General features: G+C 65.0%; 12 protein-coding genes and 1 tRNA gene. 8 read left to right on the top strand and 5 right to left on the bottom strand.

Translation table 11 applies throughout. From position 1 onward, the window contains the following. Positions 1-24: 24 nt before the first annotated feature. The 3 genes from BJQ95_RS16640 to BJQ95_RS16630 all read left to right on the top strand — a co-directional run bounded on the left by BJQ95_RS16640 (position 25) and on the right by BJQ95_RS16630 (position 6,304). Positions 25-5,109 carry an ExeM/NucH family extracellular endonuclease gene (locus BJQ95_RS16640; protein WP_256041430.1) on the top strand — a complete coding sequence of 1,695 codons (5,085 nt, stop codon included), beginning with the start codon at positions 25-27 and terminating at the stop codon, positions 5,107-5,109. 53 nt (positions 5,110-5,162) lie between these two features. Then, entirely contained in the window at positions 5,163-5,789 is a 627-nt protein-coding gene (locus BJQ95_RS16635; protein WP_130177815.1) for a hypothetical protein, read from the top strand. An 86-nt stretch (positions 5,790-5,875) separates the two neighbouring features. Then, positions 5,876-6,304, top strand: coding sequence for a dehydrogenase (locus tag BJQ95_RS16630; protein ID WP_370688345.1), 429 nt, complete (start codon positions 5,876-5,878; stop codon positions 6,302-6,304). An 18-nt stretch (positions 6,305-6,322) separates the two neighbouring features. Here BJQ95_RS16630 and radA read toward each other — a convergent pair whose 3' ends face one another. Together radA and BJQ95_RS16620 are read right to left on the bottom strand one after the other, a co-directional pair. After that, positions 6,323-7,687: a DNA repair protein RadA gene (gene radA / locus BJQ95_RS16625; RefSeq protein WP_130177813.1), complete on the bottom strand. Its 1,365-nt coding sequence runs from the start codon at positions 7,685-7,687 to the stop codon at positions 6,323-6,325. A gap of 37 nt (positions 7,688-7,724) precedes the next feature. Next, the gene (locus BJQ95_RS16620) at positions 7,725-8,504 is read right to left on the bottom strand and encodes an SGNH/GDSL hydrolase family protein (RefSeq protein ID WP_240694750.1); all 780 of its coding nucleotides are present in this window, start codon (positions 8,502-8,504) and stop codon (positions 7,725-7,727) included. Between the two features lie 76 nt (positions 8,505-8,580). Between BJQ95_RS16620 and BJQ95_RS16615 the strand changes: the two genes are divergently transcribed. Further along, a tRNA-Ser gene (locus tag BJQ95_RS16615) sits at positions 8,581-8,670 on the top strand. A gap of 90 nt (positions 8,671-8,760) precedes the next feature. Here the strand turns inward: BJQ95_RS16615 and BJQ95_RS16610 are convergent. Continuing rightward, positions 8,761-9,588: a DUF4238 domain-containing protein gene (locus tag BJQ95_RS16610; RefSeq protein ID WP_130177812.1), complete on the bottom strand. Its 828-nt coding sequence runs from the start codon at positions 9,586-9,588 to the stop codon at positions 8,761-8,763. Between the two features lie 68 nt (positions 9,589-9,656). Continuing rightward, positions 9,657-9,989 (bottom strand): hypothetical protein, encoded by a 333-nt coding sequence (locus BJQ95_RS16605; RefSeq protein ID WP_205750120.1) that lies wholly within the window; start codon positions 9,987-9,989, stop codon positions 9,657-9,659. Between the two features lie 290 nt (positions 9,990-10,279). On the opposite strand from BJQ95_RS16605, the gene BJQ95_RS16600 reads away from it, so the two are divergent. Both BJQ95_RS16600 and BJQ95_RS16595 read left to right on the top strand, forming a co-directional pair. Further along, complete coding sequence (locus BJQ95_RS16600) at positions 10,280-10,822, top strand: hypothetical protein (RefSeq protein WP_130177811.1); 543 nt, start codon at positions 10,280-10,282, stop codon at positions 10,820-10,822. Positions 10,823-10,985: 163 nt separating this feature from the next. Beyond that, complete coding sequence (locus BJQ95_RS16595) at positions 10,986-12,638, top strand: IS1634 family transposase (RefSeq protein WP_256041429.1); 1,653 nt, start codon at positions 10,986-10,988, stop codon at positions 12,636-12,638. A 420-nt stretch (positions 12,639-13,058) separates the two neighbouring features. Here the strand turns inward: BJQ95_RS16595 and BJQ95_RS16590 are convergent, their stop codons facing one another. Beyond that, the gene (locus BJQ95_RS16590; protein WP_130178606.1) at positions 13,059-13,673 is read right to left on the bottom strand and encodes a recombinase family protein; all 615 of its coding nucleotides are present in this window, start codon (positions 13,671-13,673) and stop codon (positions 13,059-13,061) included. A 533-nt stretch (positions 13,674-14,206) separates the two neighbouring features. Here BJQ95_RS16590 and BJQ95_RS16585 point away from each other — a divergent pair. Beyond that, entirely contained in the window at positions 14,207-16,336 is a 2,130-nt protein-coding gene (locus tag BJQ95_RS16585; protein WP_205750193.1) for a class I SAM-dependent DNA methyltransferase, read from the top strand. Between the two features lie 76 nt (positions 16,337-16,412). Next, positions 16,413-17,969, top strand: coding sequence for an IS1182 family transposase (locus BJQ95_RS16580; protein ID WP_256041428.1), 1,557 nt, complete (start codon positions 16,413-16,415; stop codon positions 17,967-17,969). Positions 17,970-18,175: the final 206 nt, after the last annotated feature.

The following is an 18,175-nucleotide window of genomic DNA, read 5'->3' as shown; positions in this document are numbered from 1 at the left end:
CATCGCACCCATCCAGGAGACTCCATGTCGCTCGCACCACCCCGCCCGCTTCGGCTGGCCCTCGCCTCGCTGATCGGAGCGTGCCTGGCCGTCGCCCCGGTCGTGGCCGTCTCCGCCCAGGCCGTCCCCGCCGGCACCGGCGTCGTCATCAACGAGGCCTACCTCAGCGGCGGCAGCACAGACGCTGCATTCGCGAACAAGTTCATCGAGCTCTACAACCCCACGGATGCCGCGATCGACCTCTCGGCCTGGTCGCTGCAGTACCGCGAGGCCGACGGCACCGTCGCCGACAGCCCGAGTTTCGTCGCCCTGACCGGAACGATCCCGGCCAAGGGCTACTACCTCGTCTCCGGCGGCTCGAACGGCACCACCGGCGCGGCCCTCCCCACCCCGGACCAGACCTCGACCCTGGACCCGAGCGGCACCACCGGCACCCTGATCCTCGCCAAGTCCACCGCAGCACTCACCCTCGAGGCGGGCGACTCCGCCGCCAACCCCGACGTGATCGACCTGCTCGGCTACGGCGCCTCCCTCACCTTCGAGGGCGCCGTCGCCGGTGCTCCCGCCGACAACACCGACGTCAAGTCGTTCAACCGCACGTCGGGCATCGACTCCGACAGCAATGTCGCCGACTTCAGCCTGTCGGCCACGATCACCCCCACCGGTTCCGCCGGTGTCTCCCCGACGCCCTCCCCGACCCCCACCGTGACGCCGACGGCGACCCCGGTGCCCACCCCCGCACCGACGGGCACCCCGGCCCCGGTCGAGACCGTGGCGATCAACCAGATCCAGGGCACGACTGGCGTCAGCCCGCTGGCCGGCAGCACGGTCACCACGACCGGCGTAGTCACCGCAGCCTTCCCTACGGGCGGCTTCAAGGGCTTCTACCTGCAGACCCCCGGGACCGGCGGCGCGGTCGATCTCGCCACACACTCCGCATCCGACGGCATCTTTGTCTACACGAACGCGCTGGCGGCAGCCGTCGTCGCCGGCGACCATGTCTCGGTCACCGGCCTGGTCGGTGACTTCTACAACCTCACCCAACTGACCGTGGGCGCGCTCACCGATATTACCGTGCTGGACGGAACCGGAGTCGAGACCCCCGTGGCCGCGACGGTGGGCCTGCCGGCCACGGATGCCGACCGCGAATCGCTCGAGGGCATGCTGATCGCCCCGACCGGCGACTTCACGGTGACCAACAACTACACCACTAACCAGTACGGCGAGATCGGGCTCGCGTCCGGCACCACCCCGCTGGTCGGTGCCACTGTGACGGCCCGCCCCGGCACCGCGGAGTACACCGCGGCGGTCGCGGCGAACGCCGCCCGTGCCGTCACGCTGGACGACGGCGCGACAACGAACTACCTGAGCTCGGCCAACAAGGCCAAGCCGGTGCCGTACCTGTCAACCACAGCCCCTGTGCGCATCGGCGCCGCGGTGGCGTTCACCCGACCCGTCATCCTGGACTACCGCAACAACGCCTGGAAGTTCCAGCCCACCACCGAGCTGGTTCCTGCGAACGCCGACACCGTGCAGCCGGCCGCCTTCTCGAACACCCGCACCGATGCCCCCCGCGCGGTCGGCGGCGACGTCCGTCTGGCCAGCTTCAACGTGCTCAATTACTTCACCACCACCGGCGACGAGCTCACCGGCTGCACCTTCTACACCGACCGGGCCGGCGCGCCCACCACGGTGAATTCGGGCTGCGACGCCAGAGGGGCCGCCGACCAGGCCAACCTCGACCGCCAGCAGGCCAAAATCGTCGCCGCGATCAATGCCCTCGACGCCCACGTGATCTCGCTCGAGGAGATCGAGAACTCGGCAGCGTTCGGCAAGGACCGCGACACCGCGCTCGGCGACCTGGTCGGCGCGTTGAACGCCGACCTCGGCACCGAGGCGTGGGCCTTCGTCGCCTCCCCGGACGTCGTCCCCGCCGACGAAGACGTGATCCGCACGGCCTTCATCTTCAAGAAGGCCATCGTGGAAACCGTCGGCGCGTCCACCATTCTCACCGACGCCGCCTTCGACAACGCCCGCCAGCCCCTGGCGCAGTCCTTCCAGCTGGTCGGTGACTCTGGCAGCGCCTTCCAGGTGATCGTCAACCACTTCAAGTCCAAGGGCTCCGGCACCGGTGCCGACGCGGATGCCGGCGATGGCCAGGGCGCGTCCAACGCCTCCAGGGTCAAGCAGGCCACCGCTCTCGTGGCCTTCGCCGACGCACTGAGGACCGACACGGGCATCGACCGGGTGTTCCTCACCGGCGACTTCAACGCCTACGACATGGAAGACCCGATCAAGGTCATCACCGACGCCGGCTACCTGAGTCAGGAAGCCAAGAGCGGCGAATACACCTACGCGTTCGGTGGCACCGTCGGCTCGCTCGACCACGTGTTCGCCTCACCCGAAGCAAACGCGACGGTCACCGATGTGGACGTCTGGAACATCAACTCCGTCGAGTCCGTCGCCCTCGAGTACAGCCGGTACAACAACAACGTCACCGACTTCTACGTCGCCGACGCGTACCGCTCGTCCGATCACGACCCGGTTGTCGTGGGCCTCAATGTCGCCACCGCCCCGCCCGTGGACATCAACCTGCTCAATATCAACGACTTCCACGGCCGGATCGACAACAACACCGTGAAGTTCGCCGGAACGGTCGAGCAGCTTCGGGCCGAATACGGCGATGCGGCGACGCTGTTCCTCTCCGACGGTGACAACATCGGCGCCTCGCTCTTCGCGTCGTCATCGCAGCAGGATCAGCCGACCATCGACGTGCTCAACGCGCTCGGCCTCGACGCGTCGGCCGTGGGTAACCACGAATTCGACCAGGGTCTCGCCGACCTCACCGGCCGGGTCTCCGAGGCCGCCGACTTCGATTACCTCGGTGCGAACGTCTACCTCTCAGGGACCGAAACGCCTGCCCTGCAGGAATTCACGCTGCTCGAGATCGGCGACATCACCGTCGGTGTCATCGGCGCCGTCACCGAAGAGACCCCGACCCTGGTCTCACCGGGCGGGATCTCCACCATCGAGTTCGGCGACCCTGTCGCCGCGGTCAACCGCGTTGCCGCTCAACTCACCGATGGCGACCCCGCCAACGGCGAGGCGGATGTGCTGATCGCCGAGTACCACGAGGGCGCCGGCGCCGGCACGCCGGACAACGCCACTCTCGAGGACGAGCTCAAGCTTGAAGCCGCCTTCACCGACATCGTGACGCTGACCGCGGCCTCGGTGGACGCGATCTTCACCGGGCACACCCACAAGCAGTACGCGTGGAACGCCCAGGTGCCCGGAGCGGCTACCGGAGTCACCCGTCCGGTGCTGCAGACCGGCAGCTACGGTGAGAACATCGGTCAGGTCGTGCTCCGCTACGACCCGTCCACCGGTGAGACCACCACCGTGAAGAACCAGAACGTGAAACGCTCCACCATCGCCGACGGCGACCTGGTCTCCGCGTACCCGGCCGTCGCCACGGTCAAGGCCATCGTGGACGCCGCCGTCGCTGAGGCGGCTGTGATCGGCAACAAGCCCGTCGGTAGCGTCAGCGCCGACATCAGCCGGGCCTGCCTGGGCGGAACGAGCCCGTGCGCGGAGAACCGTGCCGCGGCATCCACCCTGGGCACCCTCGTGGCGAACTCTCTGCGCGAGTCGCTGGCTGACCCGCTCGTCGGCGGTGCCGAGATCGGTATCGTCAACCCGGGCGGCCTGCGCGCCGACCTGCTCACTGCACCGGATGGCGTTGTCACCTACGCCGAAGCGAACGCCGTGCTGCCGTTCCTGAACAACCTCTGGACCACGACCCTCACCGGGGCCCAGTTCAAGGTCGCCCTCGAACAGCAGTGGCAGACGGATGCGACCGGAGCGGTGCCCAGCCGGCCGTACCTGCAGTTGGGGCTCTCCGACAACGTGAACTACACGTTCGACGCCAGCCGCGGAGCCGGTGACCGCATCACGGGAATCTGGATCGACGGATCCCCAATCGACCTGGACCGCGCCTACCGGGTCGGCTCGTTCAGTTTCCTGCTCCAGGGCGGCGACAACTTCCGGGAATTCGCCAAGGGAACGAACACCAGGGACTCCGGTCTGGTCGACCGGGACGCCTGGATCTCCTACATCACCGCCAACAGCCCGCTGACCCCGACGTTCGCGGCAGCTCAGGCAGCCGTGACCGGTGTTCCGACCGCCGCAGTGAAGCCCGGCGACTCCGTGACCTTCGGTGTGTCACAGCTGAATATCACCTCGCTGGGAGCTCCGAAGAATAGCCAGCTCGCCATCGCTTGGGGCGACAGCAGCACGGTCTTCGGGCCGACGAGCATCAACGCGACGGGAGCGGCGACGGTGACCGTGACGGTGCCCGACGATGCCGTCGCCTCGAGCGAACTCACCCTGACGGCCAAGGAGTCCGGCACCGTGGTGCGCGTGCCCCTGGCCGTCACCGTGACCGAGCCGACCCCGGAGCCGACCCCGGTCCCGACGACGGAGCCTCCGACGGAGCCGACCCCGGTCCCGACGACGGAGCCTACGACGGAGCCGACCCCGGTCCCGACGACGGAGCCTACGACGGAGCCGACCCCGGTCCCGACGACGGAGCCTACGACGGAGCCGACCCCGGTCCCCACGACGGAGCCGACCCCGGTTCCGACGACCGGTCCGACCGGTCCCGGTGTTCCGACGGCTCTCCCGACGACGGCAGCGGAAACTGCCCTGACGGCGATCCTGAAGAACAAGATCACCAGCAGTGACTCCTCGGTTGCCCCCGGCGGCCGGGTCGCCATCACCGTGGGCGCCGGATACGCCGGCCAGTACGTATCCGTCTGGGTCCGTTCCACGCCGGTCAACCTCGGTGGGTGGCAGCAGGTCAGTGCCGCGGGCACCGTGAGCGTGGTGCTGCCGACCGATCTCGCCGCAGGCAGTCACCGCCTGATCGTCCAGGATGCGGCGGGCGCGGTGATCGGCTGGACCGACCTCACCGTCGCCGCGGCGGGCGGTAGCGCTGCCGGCCTCGCCCAGACCGGGCTGGACGCCAGCCCGTGGCTGGCCGGCGGCGCCGTGCTGCTGCTGCTCGGTGCCGTGCTCATGCGTCGTCGCCGGATTCCTATGGATTCGTAGCCGACACGCAGCGCGATACCGGCGGCGCCGGTGGACCTCGCTAGCCTTGGATCATGTCGACGACCAAACATCCCGTCGGCCCCCAGGCCAGCAGTGTCTACCGGCGCCGCCGTCTCGTGGTGGGGCTCGGCGTTCTCGCTGTCCTGGCCATCATCCTGCTGATCTTCTTTCGGCCCGGCAGCGGGGACGACCCGGCCGCCGGCCCGTCCCCGGCGACGACCGCCGATCCCGCCGCCGACCCCGCGGCCACCGCCGGCGGCGATCCCGCGACCACCGCGTGCGATCCCGCCACTGTGCAGGTCGAGGCGATCACCGACCAGGGCTCCTACGACCCGGACGACGATCCGGAACTCTCGCTGAGCGTGACCAACACCGGCACCACGCCCTGTGACCTGAACGCCGGCTCCTCCACCCAGGTGTTCACGATCACCAGCGGTGCGGATGTGTACTGGACGTCCACCGACTGCCAGAGCGACGCGGCTGACGCCACCGTGACCCTGGAACCGAACGTCGCCGTCAGCACCAAGACCCCGCTCACCTGGGACCGCAGCCGGTCTAGCCCGGAGACCTGCGAGATCACCGAGCGGGAGGCCGTGCCGGCCGAGGGCGCGTCGTATTACCTCACGGTCAGCGTGGGCGGCGTCGAGTCCGCCAGCCCTACCCAGTTCCTGCTGAACTGAGGCCTGGCCGGCCTTCCCAGCGGTGTTCGCTCCGGGCTGAGACTTCGAGTGGCCCCTCTCCGGCGGTGAATGATTGAATGGAGCACGTGACAGACGCGACTGCAGATACCCGATCAGATGCCCTGGCCAGCGCCCTGGCCAAGCAGGATGTAGCGGCGGTGGCCTACGCGCTCCGCAACGATGTGGTGATCGCGCCGTTGCTCGTGGTCAAAGGCTCCGCCGAGCAGGTGCGGGTCTTCGGACGGGAGGGCAGCGACAAGCGCACCCTGCTGCTTTTCTCCTCCGGCGAGAACTACGCCCGCATGATCCCCGACGAGGTCGATCCGCAGGTGATGGTCGCCGACGGCCAGTGGCTGAGGGAGTTCCTCACCGTGCACAGCGAAACCCTGGAGATGGTGTTCTTCGACGTGGCCGGCCCCGCCGTGATGCAGGCGGCCCCGGTCGACCTGCTGCGCGCCCTCGGACCGATCGGGAACGACAGCGCCGACCCGGACGAGCCAGACCCCGGCCCGTAGCCGTCTGAGCCTGACGGGTTACCGGAAGGCGTCATCCAGTTCGGCGTCGCGCCGGGAAATGCCGGTGCCCAGCGCCCGGTTCACCGCGGTCTGCACGGTGCTGCTTGAGGCGTCGATGCGGGTGCTGAACCCCATCCGGGCGGCCTCGGCGGCGCGCTGCTTGGCGGCGGATACCGGACGGATCTCACCGGCCAGGCTGATCTCGCCAAACGCGACCACGTTGTGGGCGATGGGCTCGTCCTTGAGCGCCGATGCGACCGCGATCGCGATGGCCAGGTCAGCGGCCGGTTCCACCAGCCGAACCCCGCCCACCGTGGACACGTACACGTCTTTCTTCGACAGCGGGTAGCCCGCCCGCTTTTCCAGCACGGCCAGCAGCATCGCCACGCGGGAGCCGTCCACCCCGTTGGTCACCCGGCGCGGGTTGGGCATGGCCGTGTCGATCACCAGCGCCTGCACCTCCACCGGCAGGGCGCGGCGGCCCTCCATCGCCACGGTCACACAGGTGCCGGAGACCGCTGCGGTGCCGCGGCTGAGGAACAGCCCGCTCGGGTCGGCGACCTCACTGATGCCGTCTCCGGTCATCTCGAAACATCCCACTTCGTCGGTGGAGCCGAATCGGTTCTTGAGGGCCCGCACGAACCGCAGCGCGGTGTACCGGTCGCCCTCGAACTGGCAGACCACATCCACCAGGTGCTCGAGAAGCCGGGGGCCGGCGATGGTGCCGTCTTTGGTGACGTGGCCCACCAGCAGCACCGGCAGGTTGCGGTCCTTGGCCAGACGGATGAGCGTGGACGCGACCTCGCGCACCTGGCCGGGCTGTCCGGCCTGGCCGTCGTTGAGGGAGCTGGACACCGTCTGCACGGAGTCGATGATGACCAGGTCGGGCTTGACCGCGTCGATCTGGCCGAGGATGGTGGCCAGGTCGGTCTCTGCGGCGATGAAGAGCTCCGGCTGCAGCGCGCCGGTGCGTTCGGCGCGCAAGCGCACCTGCGACACCGACTCCTCGGCGCTCACGTAGAGCACCCGGGACTTGGCCACGGCCGCCTTGGACGCCACCTCGAGCAGCAGGGTGGACTTGCCCACCCCGGGCTCGCCGCTGAGCAGGATCACCGAGCCGGGCACGATGCCGCCGCCGAGAACCCGATCGAACTCGTTGATGCCGGTGGGCCAGTGCGCAACGGCCGTCGTGTCGACGTGGGTGATCGGTCGGGCCACGCCGGTGCCGCTCACGACAGACGGGGTGACGGACCGGCTGATTCCGGTCTTCTCAGCGGCTTCGACCACGGTGCCCCACTGCTGGCACTCGCCGCAGCGGCCCGCCCATTTCAGCGTGGTCCAGCCACATTCGGTGCAGCGGAAGTTCGAGACGGGTTTAGCCATGTCAGCGAGCCTAGCTGCGGCCACCGACACCGATGACTCAGGCCGGGGCGTCCTGGGGAATCCGGTGCGCCACGACGGTGCTGAGCTCGGGTAGGAACGCGTCGGCCCAGATGCGGTAGCCGCGGTCGTTCGGGTGGAACATGTCGTTGGCGACCTGAGTGAACACGCTCCGCCAGCCCTCACGGTGGGTGGTCGCGTGCAACGGCGCCACGGTGAGACCGTGCTCCGCCGCCACCTCGCGCACGATCCGGTTCGCCACGGCAACCTTGCGCTCGTTGTGCGGCAGGTGGAAACACGGCAGGTCGGCCACGAGTGCGTGCGGCGGCAGGGCCGCGAACACCTCCCGGATGCCGGACTCGAAGGTGGCCGCATCCCACTGGGCGATGTCGTTGGCGCCGATGGCAACCGTGACGAAATCGGGCTGCAGCTTGGCGAAGCGCGGCAACTGGTCGCGCACGGCGAGCCCGACGGTGGCGCCGGAAACGCTGAGGTTGATCACCCGCAGGGTGCGGCCGGTGGCCAGACGGATGTGGTCGGCCAGGATGCCGACGTAGCCGCGGTTGGGCGCGCTGGCACCGATGCCCTGCGCGGCGCTGTCGCCGATGGCCACGTAGAGCAGGTCACCCTTCTCCTTGGCGTGCGTGCGCCACCAGAGCGAGTTGATCGGCAGGGTCTCGTTGAGCTCGGCAGCGCTGGCGGCCAGGTTGCGCTGGAATCGCCGGTAGGCGAACGAGGCCGCGGCGCCAAGGCCGGCGGTCGTGGCCACGGCGCCGGCGGCGATGGTGAAGGTGCGGGAGAGGGTGCTGTCATCTGTCACCCCGAGAGAGTACCCCCGGGCTCTGACAATTGCACGGATTAGCGCGAGACCCCGTCTCTCAACTACACTCTCTCTCGGTACCGTGTCCGAGCGGCCGAAGGTGCAACTCTCGAAAAGTTGTGTGGGGGAGACTCCACCGTGGGTTCAAATCCCACCGGTACCGCCACGAAAAACCCCTGGTAAAACAGGGGTTTTTTGCATTTATCGCACGGGCGTGGTGCAGCGCTGGTGCAAGTCTCGAGCGAGACTTCGCAACCTAAGGGAGTGGGGGCTCAGTTCGACCAGGAAACTCTGAAGGAACGAATGCCGCGTCGCTCGGGTGGTGAAAGAGGTGTTTGGTCGCGGTCTCAGTAGTCGCCCGGTTGAACTGCTTCTCGAGGTGGGAGGTTCCCGGACCCGTCTGATCGAGGACACCCAGTTCTGTGAGCCGCCGCTCGTCGAGGTCGGATGGGAGACTTCCCATCTTCAAGCCGAGCTTGCGAGCGACCGGATAGAGGACCTCTTTTGCCACAGCAAACGGGGCGCCGGCCCAAAGTCCCGCGTCGTAATTGAGCGGCCGAATCGAACTTACCGGCGAGTCGGACGTAATGAGCGAGCGATGGGTGAACCGCACCAGATCCCATGGCCGCCCCATCAGCTGAGGCATCCATTCTTCGGCGAGCGTCGCGATCTGATGCGCGTGCATGTCAACTGGTGTCATCGCGGAGCCGTCGGCGTTGATACCGTTGGCCCCCGACGCCTCTGAGGCAATTCGAAACCGGGGCCCTCTGAGCAGCTGTAAAGCGATGAAGAACGACAACTGCCGTCGATCGTCGAACGGCAACGGCCACTCGCCGGCAATGATCCTTTTGAAGATCGCAGCAGCGTCACCCTCGACTGGGCTGAAGGCCGATTCGAGCGCGAGCGGCCCGAAATCATGGTCTGGTGCAAGCCGGTAGAAGTGGGTCTTGCTCGCTGCCTTCCGGACCACGGTGGAAAATCGTCTTCCGTCAGATAGTTGAATGGCGGTGAGCTGCTCGGACATCGCGAATTCTCGTAGATAGAACTGCGGGACAACGTGGTGGCGTTTCGGATGGTCAGGCATTGCAGTCTTCTCCGAAAACCTTCCACGTTGCGAAACTGACGTGTCGACTTGAGCAACACCCCCAGGTCTTAGGAGGCTAGCCCACCGCGCTCGACAGCCGACGCCCAGACCCAGGCGCGGTGCAGGCCGCGATGTTCCCACTCCACGTACACCGCGCGTGGGGTCCACGCCAGCGCATGACCCTGGATGTGTGCAGGTACTGCGGGAAGCCTCACCCAGGCTAGGACGGGGATCGGTTCGGTGGCCAGAGTCGCTGGGAGGCGGCCCAGCTCCTCCGGCGTAAGGCTGAACGGCCGAGGGGTGAACTCGTCCCCGTAGTCGGGTTCGACCTGCTTGAGACTGTCGGCCTGAACTGAGGGCGCCGGGTTGGGGCCGCTCGGGTATCTCTCGTTCGCTCCCATGCTTACATTGGAACATGCGTTCTAATGTGTTGGAAGCGCAAAAAACGCGCCAGGCCATCGGTCTCTCCAGTCAGCGAAGGCGACTGCGTGAAGCGCGGCGTCGTCCTTGGCCGGGAACGATGCGGTCAACGGCTATCTTTCGCCCTTGGGCGCAGGGCCGGCAAGAGACGTGCGGTGGCGGTTCGATCCGGCTGGCTGCCCGATTCGAGCGTATGCGCCCATGTCGGTCGCACAGCGGTCCTTGGGCCACATGCCTCCGGCGGGGAGTAACTCTGCAATAAGGTTTGGGCATGCTGAAACTCGCTGTCGATACATGGCTTGGGCTGACCGCGACTGCGTGGGACGGTATAGCTGCTATCGCGACCGTTGCAGCGTTCGGCGCCGCAATCCTAGGCGCCTTCTTGGTGCTTCGCCAGCTGAATCAAGCGCGAGACCTCGCTGAAGATCAGGCTCGACCGTACCTTGTCGCGCTGATCGAGGAATCAGCGGCAGATTGGACTCTCGCCGATTTCGTGGTGCGAAACATCGGGCAGACCGCTGCCCGAAACCTAACGATCTCAATCGACCCGCCGTATCTGCGGGCGCATGAGCTGGGGGAGGGGAATCGATTCATGGACGCCAAGTTCATCTCGGGGCTAACAAGTGTCTTACCTCCTGGCGGTGAGGTTCGTACGTACTTGGATTCATCACGCAAAATGCACGCGCGGATGACCAGCGATTCGGCACCTACGCGTCCGTTCACCGCGACACTGCGCTATCGAGACCGGCTCAAGAGGGAGATCATTGAGTCGTTTGAGATTGACCCTCAGGAGGGCCTAGCGGGAGTTTCCTAGCTATCTCAGGGACGCCAGACTGCGCCGAATTGAATTCCGGTGTTGGTCTGGCGTTCTTCGGCGTGGTGGCGTGACTTTTGGTCCGTGAGAGCGTATGACCTAAAGTATGGCTAGTTTGTATAAGAAGACCATCAATGGGAAGCCGTACTGGTACTTGAGGGAGATGGCCCGTGTCGACGGCAAGCCCAAGATGGTCTCCGAACGCTATCTGGGGTCAGCGGCCGATATTGCGGCGTTGCATGACGGGCGCGAGGCCAAATCGTTGCCGTCGAAGTCGCAGCACCTGGGCTTTGGAGACACGGCCGCGGTCTGGGAGATTCTGAACCGGCTCGACGTGGCTGGGATCATCGACGATGTCGTCGGCGCGCGCCGCAGTGACGCGGGAGCGTCAGTGGGGACCTATCTGGTGCTGGCTGCGCTGAACAGGGTCGTGGCCCCGACGTCGAAGCTGGGCTTTGCGGAGTGGTGGAAAAGCACCGCCGCGGACCGGTTCACGAAGGTGCCGGCTGGCGTGTTGGATCATCGTCGGTTCTGGGACGCGATGCATAAAGTCACCGGGGACCAGCTCGCTGAGATTGAGCAGCGACTCGCGGTGGCGATGATCACCACGTTCGACCTGGATATTTCGGCGTTGGCGTTGGATATGACCAACTTCGCGACCTACATCGATTCCGCTAACGACAAGGCGCCCATCGCTCAGCGCGGCAAAGCGAAGCAGAAACGCACCGACCTGCGCCTGGTCGGTCTGGGTTTAGTCGTCACCCGTGATGGCGGCGTGCCTCTGGTCGCCCACGCTTACCCCGGAAACCGGCCCGACGTGACCCAGTTCCCACTGATGATCGACCTCCTCAGCGCCCGCCATGCAGCCCTCGCTGCCCAAGCCGGACGAGTGGCGCCAGCAGAGATGACGGTCGTCTTCGACGCCGGCCAAAACTCTCTGAGCAACTTCGCCCACGTCACCGCCACCGGTCTCTCTTTCGTGGGGTCCATCCCACCATCCGTCGTCGCCGATCTGCTTGCCCTGCCCGCGAGCGAGCGCCGCGTCGTCGATAAGGCCCGATTCGGCGGGCTCAGCGCGGTCGAGACCCGCCGAACGGTTTACGGCTCTGAACGGCGTGTGATTCTCACGCACTCCCCGACCCTGCACGACAAACAAGCCGTCGGATTCGTGCAAACCCTCCACAAAGCCCACGGCCTCCTGACTGAACTCGCCGCGACGCTGGCGCGTGGGAAAACCCGGCGCAGCACCGACCAAGTCACCGAGGAAATCCGAAGCATCACCCACGACTCCTGGGTTCGCCGCGTCCTGAACTGGGACCTGACCGGCAGCACGCCAGCCACGCATCAGCTCACGTTCACGGTCGATGATGACGCCCGCCTCGCGTTGGAGACAGAGGTGTTTGGCAAGCGCGTCCTCGTCACCGACCAGGACGAGTGGCCGATCGCTGATGTCGTGGCAGCCTACCGATCACAATCTGACGCGGAGTTCAGTTTCCGCCAGCTCAAAGACCCCCACGTGGTGTCGTTCTCGCCCATGCATCACTGGACCGAGCACAACATCCGCGTGCACACCTTCACCTGTGTCCTGGCACTGCAAATCGCGCACCTCATGCGACGCCAAACAGAGCAGGCAGGCCTGCACCTCTCGGTCCGGGAGCTCCTCGACCAGCTCGAGAAGATCCAAGAGACCCTCATGATCTACTCCTCGACCGGTGGGCGTCCCAAAGCGCGCCGAATGCTCACCACGACGACCCCCACCCAGGACCAACTCGCCGAGATCTTCAACCTCGACCAGTGGGCCCCGAAGAAAAGTTAGGTCATACACAACCCAGCCGCCAAAACCAGAGTTGACCAGCACTTCTGGAACTCTGACCGAGGCTAGCTAGGAAACTCCCGCTAGGTACTATCCGCACCGATGTCCATGGCTTGCATCACATTGCCAAGAGCTTGCGAGCTTGGACGAGTCAGCAGGGCGTCAACAGCTACTGAGGCATCCGTTCATTCGGCGGGTTGATCCTCGCCGACGGTGATGCGCCTACGCTGCCGCCCCCGCGTCGAGATGGCGGTCGTCATGCGTCAGCGGCGATCCTCGAAGGGGTCGATCTGTGAACGCCATGCAGGGGGCAGATGAACGATATTCGGATGCCGTCGCTGGTCGTCCCGAATGGCACGGGTTCGCAGTCGCGGCCGCACTCAGGGCAGGTGCGGTAGTTGCCGTCGGCAGAACCAACATCGATCACGGCGCTATGCCCCCCACTAGCTGGGCATACTTCCCGACGCCGCTGAGCGCCGAATGAAGGGTCTGACGGGACACGCTCAGGTCTCTGGCTACCCGGGACTTCGCGACGCCGCTGTTGACGCATTCCCGGGCTAAGGAGATCTGTTCCGGCGAGAGCTTCGGTGACTTCTCGTACTTACCAGCGGCCTTTGCTAGTGCGATGCCCTCAAGTTGCCGCTCTCGGATGGATTCACGTTCCAGCTCGGCGAACGCTGCGAAGATCGTGATCATCGCCCGGCCCTCCTTCGTCGAGACGCTTAGCTGAGGCGTGTCTACGAAATCGACCGCGACTTCTTTGCCGAGCATCTCGTCGATGATCGCGAGCAGGTCTCGGGTGTTTCTCGCGAGACGATCTATGCTCTTGACGCGTATCGTGTCGCCGGGCTGCGCGAAGGCCATAAGCGTTCGCAGCTTCTCCCGGTCGTCGCGGTTTTTTCCTGACACCTTTTCTTCGACGAGCACGTCAACGCCGTCCAGCGCGTCGCGCTGGCGGTCCAGGTTCTGATCAGTCGAGCTCACGCGTGCGTAGCCGTAGACCCTTCCTGATCTGACGGTCGAACGCTGTTTAGTCACGTCTTAGACCTCCGCGCACTACTGTCAAATGACACCTTGTGAGTACTTCATTTTACGCGGTCTAACGCGGTAGGGGCAAGTGTCCACCAGGTACACCCTGATGGACGTAGGCCAGTGGGTGACGTGGCACCGCCGCACCGCCAGAGAGCAAGGTTCGCTCGCCGACCTTCAGCACGGTGCCAAGACAGGTCGAAAAGGAGTTGGCCGCAGCGTTGGAATCGCACCCTCGGCGCCGGGATCGCACACATTCACGCCCGCCAGCGGCGCTCGAACCTCTTTGCTGGTGAGAGAATCAACGATTCTGGCCCAACTGATTGACCGCGGACTTGCCCGTCCAGCGCGGCCGTGGAGCACCGTGATCGACCGCGGACTTGTCCGTCCAGCGCGGCCGTGGAGCACCGTGATCGACCGCCGGTAGCCTTGGACTCGCACCCACCGCGAATAAGTCGCGCCTGAGCGCGGAGGAGAACACCACAGATGAGCCAGCGACAGACACGAACCACCAACCCCGGCGCGAAAATGGTGGCGTAACAGTGGCACTCAGAAAGTCGGACCTATATAGCTCACTCTGGGCCGGCGCTGACGAGCTCCGCGGCGGCATGGACGCCAGTCAGTACAAGGATTATGTGCTCACGCTCTTATTCGTGAAGTTCGTCTCGGACAAGGCTAAAGCCGATCCGTACGCGGACGTCGAGGTACCGAAGGGTGGCTCGTTTGGCGACCTCGTGGCGCTCAAGGGTAAGCCGGACATCGGAGAACAGGTTAATGTCGCTGTTCGCAAGCTCGCCGATGCCAACGACCTGCAGGGCGTCATCAACAACGCTGACTTCGATGACCCAGACAAGCTCGGCAAGGGTAAGGAACTCGTCGACCGCTTGACCAAGCTGATCGGTATCTTCCAGGATCTCGACTTCACCGGATCTCGCGCCGAGGGGGATGACCTGATGGGCGATGCTTACGAATACCTGATGCGGCACTTCGCCAGCGAGTCGGGCAAAAGCAAGGGCCAGTTCTATACGCCTGCGGAAGTCTCGCGTGTGATGGCCGCGCTCATCGGCATCAAGCCGAACACGCCGAAGGCTGCGACTGTCTACGACCCGACCTGTGGGTCTGGCTCGCTGCTTCTAAAGGTGGCAGACGCTGCGCCGAACGGCCTGACAATCTACGGCCAGGAGAAGGATAACGCCACTCGTGCTCTCGCGGTAATGAACATGGTGCTGCACGGAAACGCGACTGCGGATGTCCGTCAGGGCGACACGATCACCAGCCCACAGTTCCGAAAGGGCAATGAACTCCAGACCTTCGATTACCTCGTCGCCAACCCACCGTTCAGCGTGAAGTCGTGGAATAACGGCCTGGAGAATGAATATGGCCGTTTCGACGGTTACGGCCGCCCACCGGAGAAGAACGGCGACTATGCCTTCCTGCTCCACATGATTAAGAGCCTCAAGAGCACGGGCAAGGGTGCGGTTATCCTGCCACACGGTGTTCTCTTCCGCGGCAATTCTGAGGCGACAATCCGCAAGCAACTGGTCAAGCGCGGATACATCAAGGGGATTATCAGCCTCCCGGCTAACCTCTTCTATGGCACTGGTATCCCCGCCTGCATCATCGTGTTGGACAAGGAGAATGCCCAAGCGCGCACCGGCATCTTCATGCTCGACGCCAGCAAAGGTTTCACCAAGGACGGCAACAAGAACCGTTTGCGCCCGCGCGATATGCACGCGATCATCGACATCTTCAACAGGCAAACCGAGGTTGAGCGCTACTCGCGCATGGTGCCGCTCCGCGAGATTGCTGATCCGAAGAACGACTACAACCTCAACATCCCGCGCTACGTCGATAGTTCGGAGCCCGAAGACATTCAAGACCTGCATGCCCACCTCAAGGGCGGTGTTCCGAACCGCGATCTCGATGACCTTCAGCCGTACTGGGCGGCTTTCCCAGGGCTGCGCTCGGCACTCTTCAAACCGCTCCGGGCTGGGTATAGCGAGTTGGCCGTCAACAAGAGTGAGGTTGAGAGCGCGATTACGGACTCGGCAGATTACGACGTCTTCGTGGGCCGCAGCATCGGCGCCGTGAAACAATGGTGGGATACCCACGCGGCACTGCTTCAAGGCATCTCGAGCACCACGCGCCCATCCGACCTGATCGCCGAACTCGGTAGTACTTTGCTCGACGCCTTCCGCTCTCGCCCGCTCATCGACGAGTACGGCGTGTACGAGCAGCTCATGAGCTATTGGAACGACGTCATGCATGACGACGCCGCTTTAATCATGGGCGAGGGGTGGGACGGCGCGGCCAAGCCGAGGTCGGCACGGATACTCGGATACGACAAGAACAAGAAGCCGAAATACGAGCCAGCGCACATCGCATTCGGCACGGGCGTCGACGCTGACCGCTGGGTCATGGACCTGATTCCGCCGGAGATCATCGTTGCCCGTTACTTCGCCAAGGAATGGGCTGACGTCCAGGTCCTTAACGCGGCATTCGAGGAAGTAGGTCAGGTGCTCGAGGAGTATGTCGAGGAGCATGCGGTCGAAGCAGGAATGCTGTTTGAAGCTACCGACGACGACGGCAAGGTCACGAACAAGACAGCCACAGATCGTTTGAAGGCGGCCAGAGCAGAATCCGCTGACCGCGAGGAGCTAGGAGGCCGCTGAACAACTTTGGGTGCGGGTGTCGCTTATTTAAGGCGCGCCTGCGGCGGGTCGGCTCTTGGTCGTTAAGACTGGGGTGATGCAGGGTTGTGATGATGGTCAGCGTGAGATTTACGATGTCGATGCCGTAGCGGGGCACTTGCTTCCGCCTGGATCGGTGTTCGCTTTCCTTGCAGCGCACCGTCGGGAGCTGTTTCCCGATGATGCGTTTGCGGACTTGTTTTCCTCGCAGAACGGCCGCCCGTCAATACCGGCGGACGTGATCGCGTCGGTGATGGTGTTGCAAACACTGCACAACCTTTCCGACAGGGAAGCGGCCGAGGCGTTGACGTATGACCTGCGGTGGAAAGCCGCCTGCGGGTTCGCGCTGACTGAAACCTCTTTCCACCCGACCGTGCTGGTCTATTGGCGCAAACGCTTGGCTGCCAGTGACCGGCCGCACCGCATTTTTGAGGCCGTGACCGCGGTCATTGCCCAGTCCGGAGCATTGTCGGGGCGCAAACGCCGGGCGTTGGACTCAACAATTTTGGAGGATGCGGTTGCCCGGCAGGACACCGTCACGCAGCTGGTCGGACAGATCCGCCGTGTTGGCCGGGAGATCCCCGGCGCGGACGTGAGCGTCGCCGGCTTGACCGGCCATGATTACTCCCAGCCGGGCAAGCCCGACATTGCGTGGGACGACCGCGACGCCCGCGACGAGCTCGTCTCCCGCCTGGTCACCGATGCTCTCGCTCTGCTGGGCAGCATCAACGTCCATATCCTCAACAAGAAGCAGCAGGAAACCGTCGCGCTGCTTGCCTTGGTCGCCGGCCAAGACGTGGAACCCGCCGACGGGTCCGACGGGACCGACGGGCGGTGGCGGATCGCCCGCCGGGTCGCTCCCGACCGGGTGATTTCCACCGTCGATCCTGATGCCCGCCATGCGCACAAGAGCCGCCAGAAAAAGATCGACGGCTATAAAGCCCACGTCAACGCGGAGCCCGACACCGGGTTGGTGACGGCGGCAATGCTCACGAAAGCCTCTGGTTCGCAAAACAGCGACGCGGCTCGCGGCGGCGAGCTGCTCGCGGCCGACGTCAGCATCGGTGAGCAAAACATTGACGTGCTGGGTGATTCGGCCTATGGCAGCGGCGGGCTCCTGACCGAGATTCATGCCGCTGGGCACCGGCCGATCATCAAGCCGATGCCGCTGGGCCGAGCCGTTCCGGGCGGATTCACCATCGATGACTTCACCGTGGATGAAACCCTGCAGACCGTGACCTGCCCGGCCGGGAACGTCCGGTCGCTCAGCCCGAAACGACGGGCCAGTTTTGGTAGTTCGTGCAAGGCCTGCCCGCTGATGGCGCAGTGCACCACCGCGAAGTCCGGCAAGAAGATGCAGATTCATCCGCTGGATCAGGTTCGCCGGGAGCACCGCGTCACCGCTCAGGACCCGGACTTTCAAGCCCTTTATCGCCAGCACCGTCCAATGATTGAACGGACGCTGGCGTGGATGACGCGCGGGGCCCGGCGGGTCCGCTACCGCGGCGTTGCCAAGAACAATGCGGGGTGGGTGATCCGTGCTGCCGCGATCAATCTCAAACGGCTCCTCAACCTCGGTTTGACCAGCCAGAACGGGGTTTGGGCCCTTGGATAACACCCCGACGCACGAGGACCACCTCGGCGCACGGTCCCAGGCGGCAGAGCCGCCCACTACGGCCCCATCGATCAGCCCCGACGCGAGATCCCACCATCGTGGCCGATCGCTCAGTCGACCGCACAAAGCCCCACAGCGGAGCAAAAAAACACTCGAAGAACTCGCCGAGGCAACTGGACCCCTAATATTCAGCGCCCTCCTAGACG

This window comes from Cryobacterium sp. SO1 (assembly GCF_004210215.2).
Taxonomy (GTDB): Bacteria; Actinomycetota; Actinomycetes; order Actinomycetales; family Microbacteriaceae; genus Cryobacterium.
This window is presented reverse-complemented; position numbering and strand designations above follow the sequence as displayed.

What these genes read in the sequence shown, in the direction of transcription:
- radA (WP_130177813.1), bottom strand. Translation starts at nt 7,687, where the DNA reads ATGGCTAAACCCGTCTCGAACTTCCGCTGCACCGAATGTGGCTGGACC.
- BJQ95_RS16610 (WP_130177812.1), bottom strand. Translation starts at nt 9,588, where the DNA reads ATGCCTGACCATCCGAAACGCCACCACGTTGTCCCGCAGTTCTATCTA.
- BJQ95_RS16605 (WP_205750120.1), bottom strand. Translation starts at nt 9,989, where the DNA reads ATGGGAGCGAACGAGAGATACCCGAGCGGCCCCAACCCGGCGCCCTCA.
- BJQ95_RS16640 (WP_256041430.1), top strand. Translation starts at nt 25, where the DNA reads ATGTCGCTCGCACCACCCCGCCCGCTTCGGCTGGCCCTCGCCTCGCTG.
- BJQ95_RS16595 (WP_256041429.1), top strand. Translation starts at nt 10,986, where the DNA reads ATGGCCCGTGTCGACGGCAAGCCCAAGATGGTCTCCGAACGCTATCTG.
- BJQ95_RS16580 (WP_256041428.1), top strand. Translation starts at nt 16,413, where the DNA reads ATGCAGGGTTGTGATGATGGTCAGCGTGAGATTTACGATGTCGATGCC.
- BJQ95_RS16600 (WP_130177811.1), top strand. Translation starts at nt 10,280, where the DNA reads ATGCTGAAACTCGCTGTCGATACATGGCTTGGGCTGACCGCGACTGCG.
- BJQ95_RS16635 (WP_130177815.1), top strand. Translation starts at nt 5,163, where the DNA reads ATGTCGACGACCAAACATCCCGTCGGCCCCCAGGCCAGCAGTGTCTAC.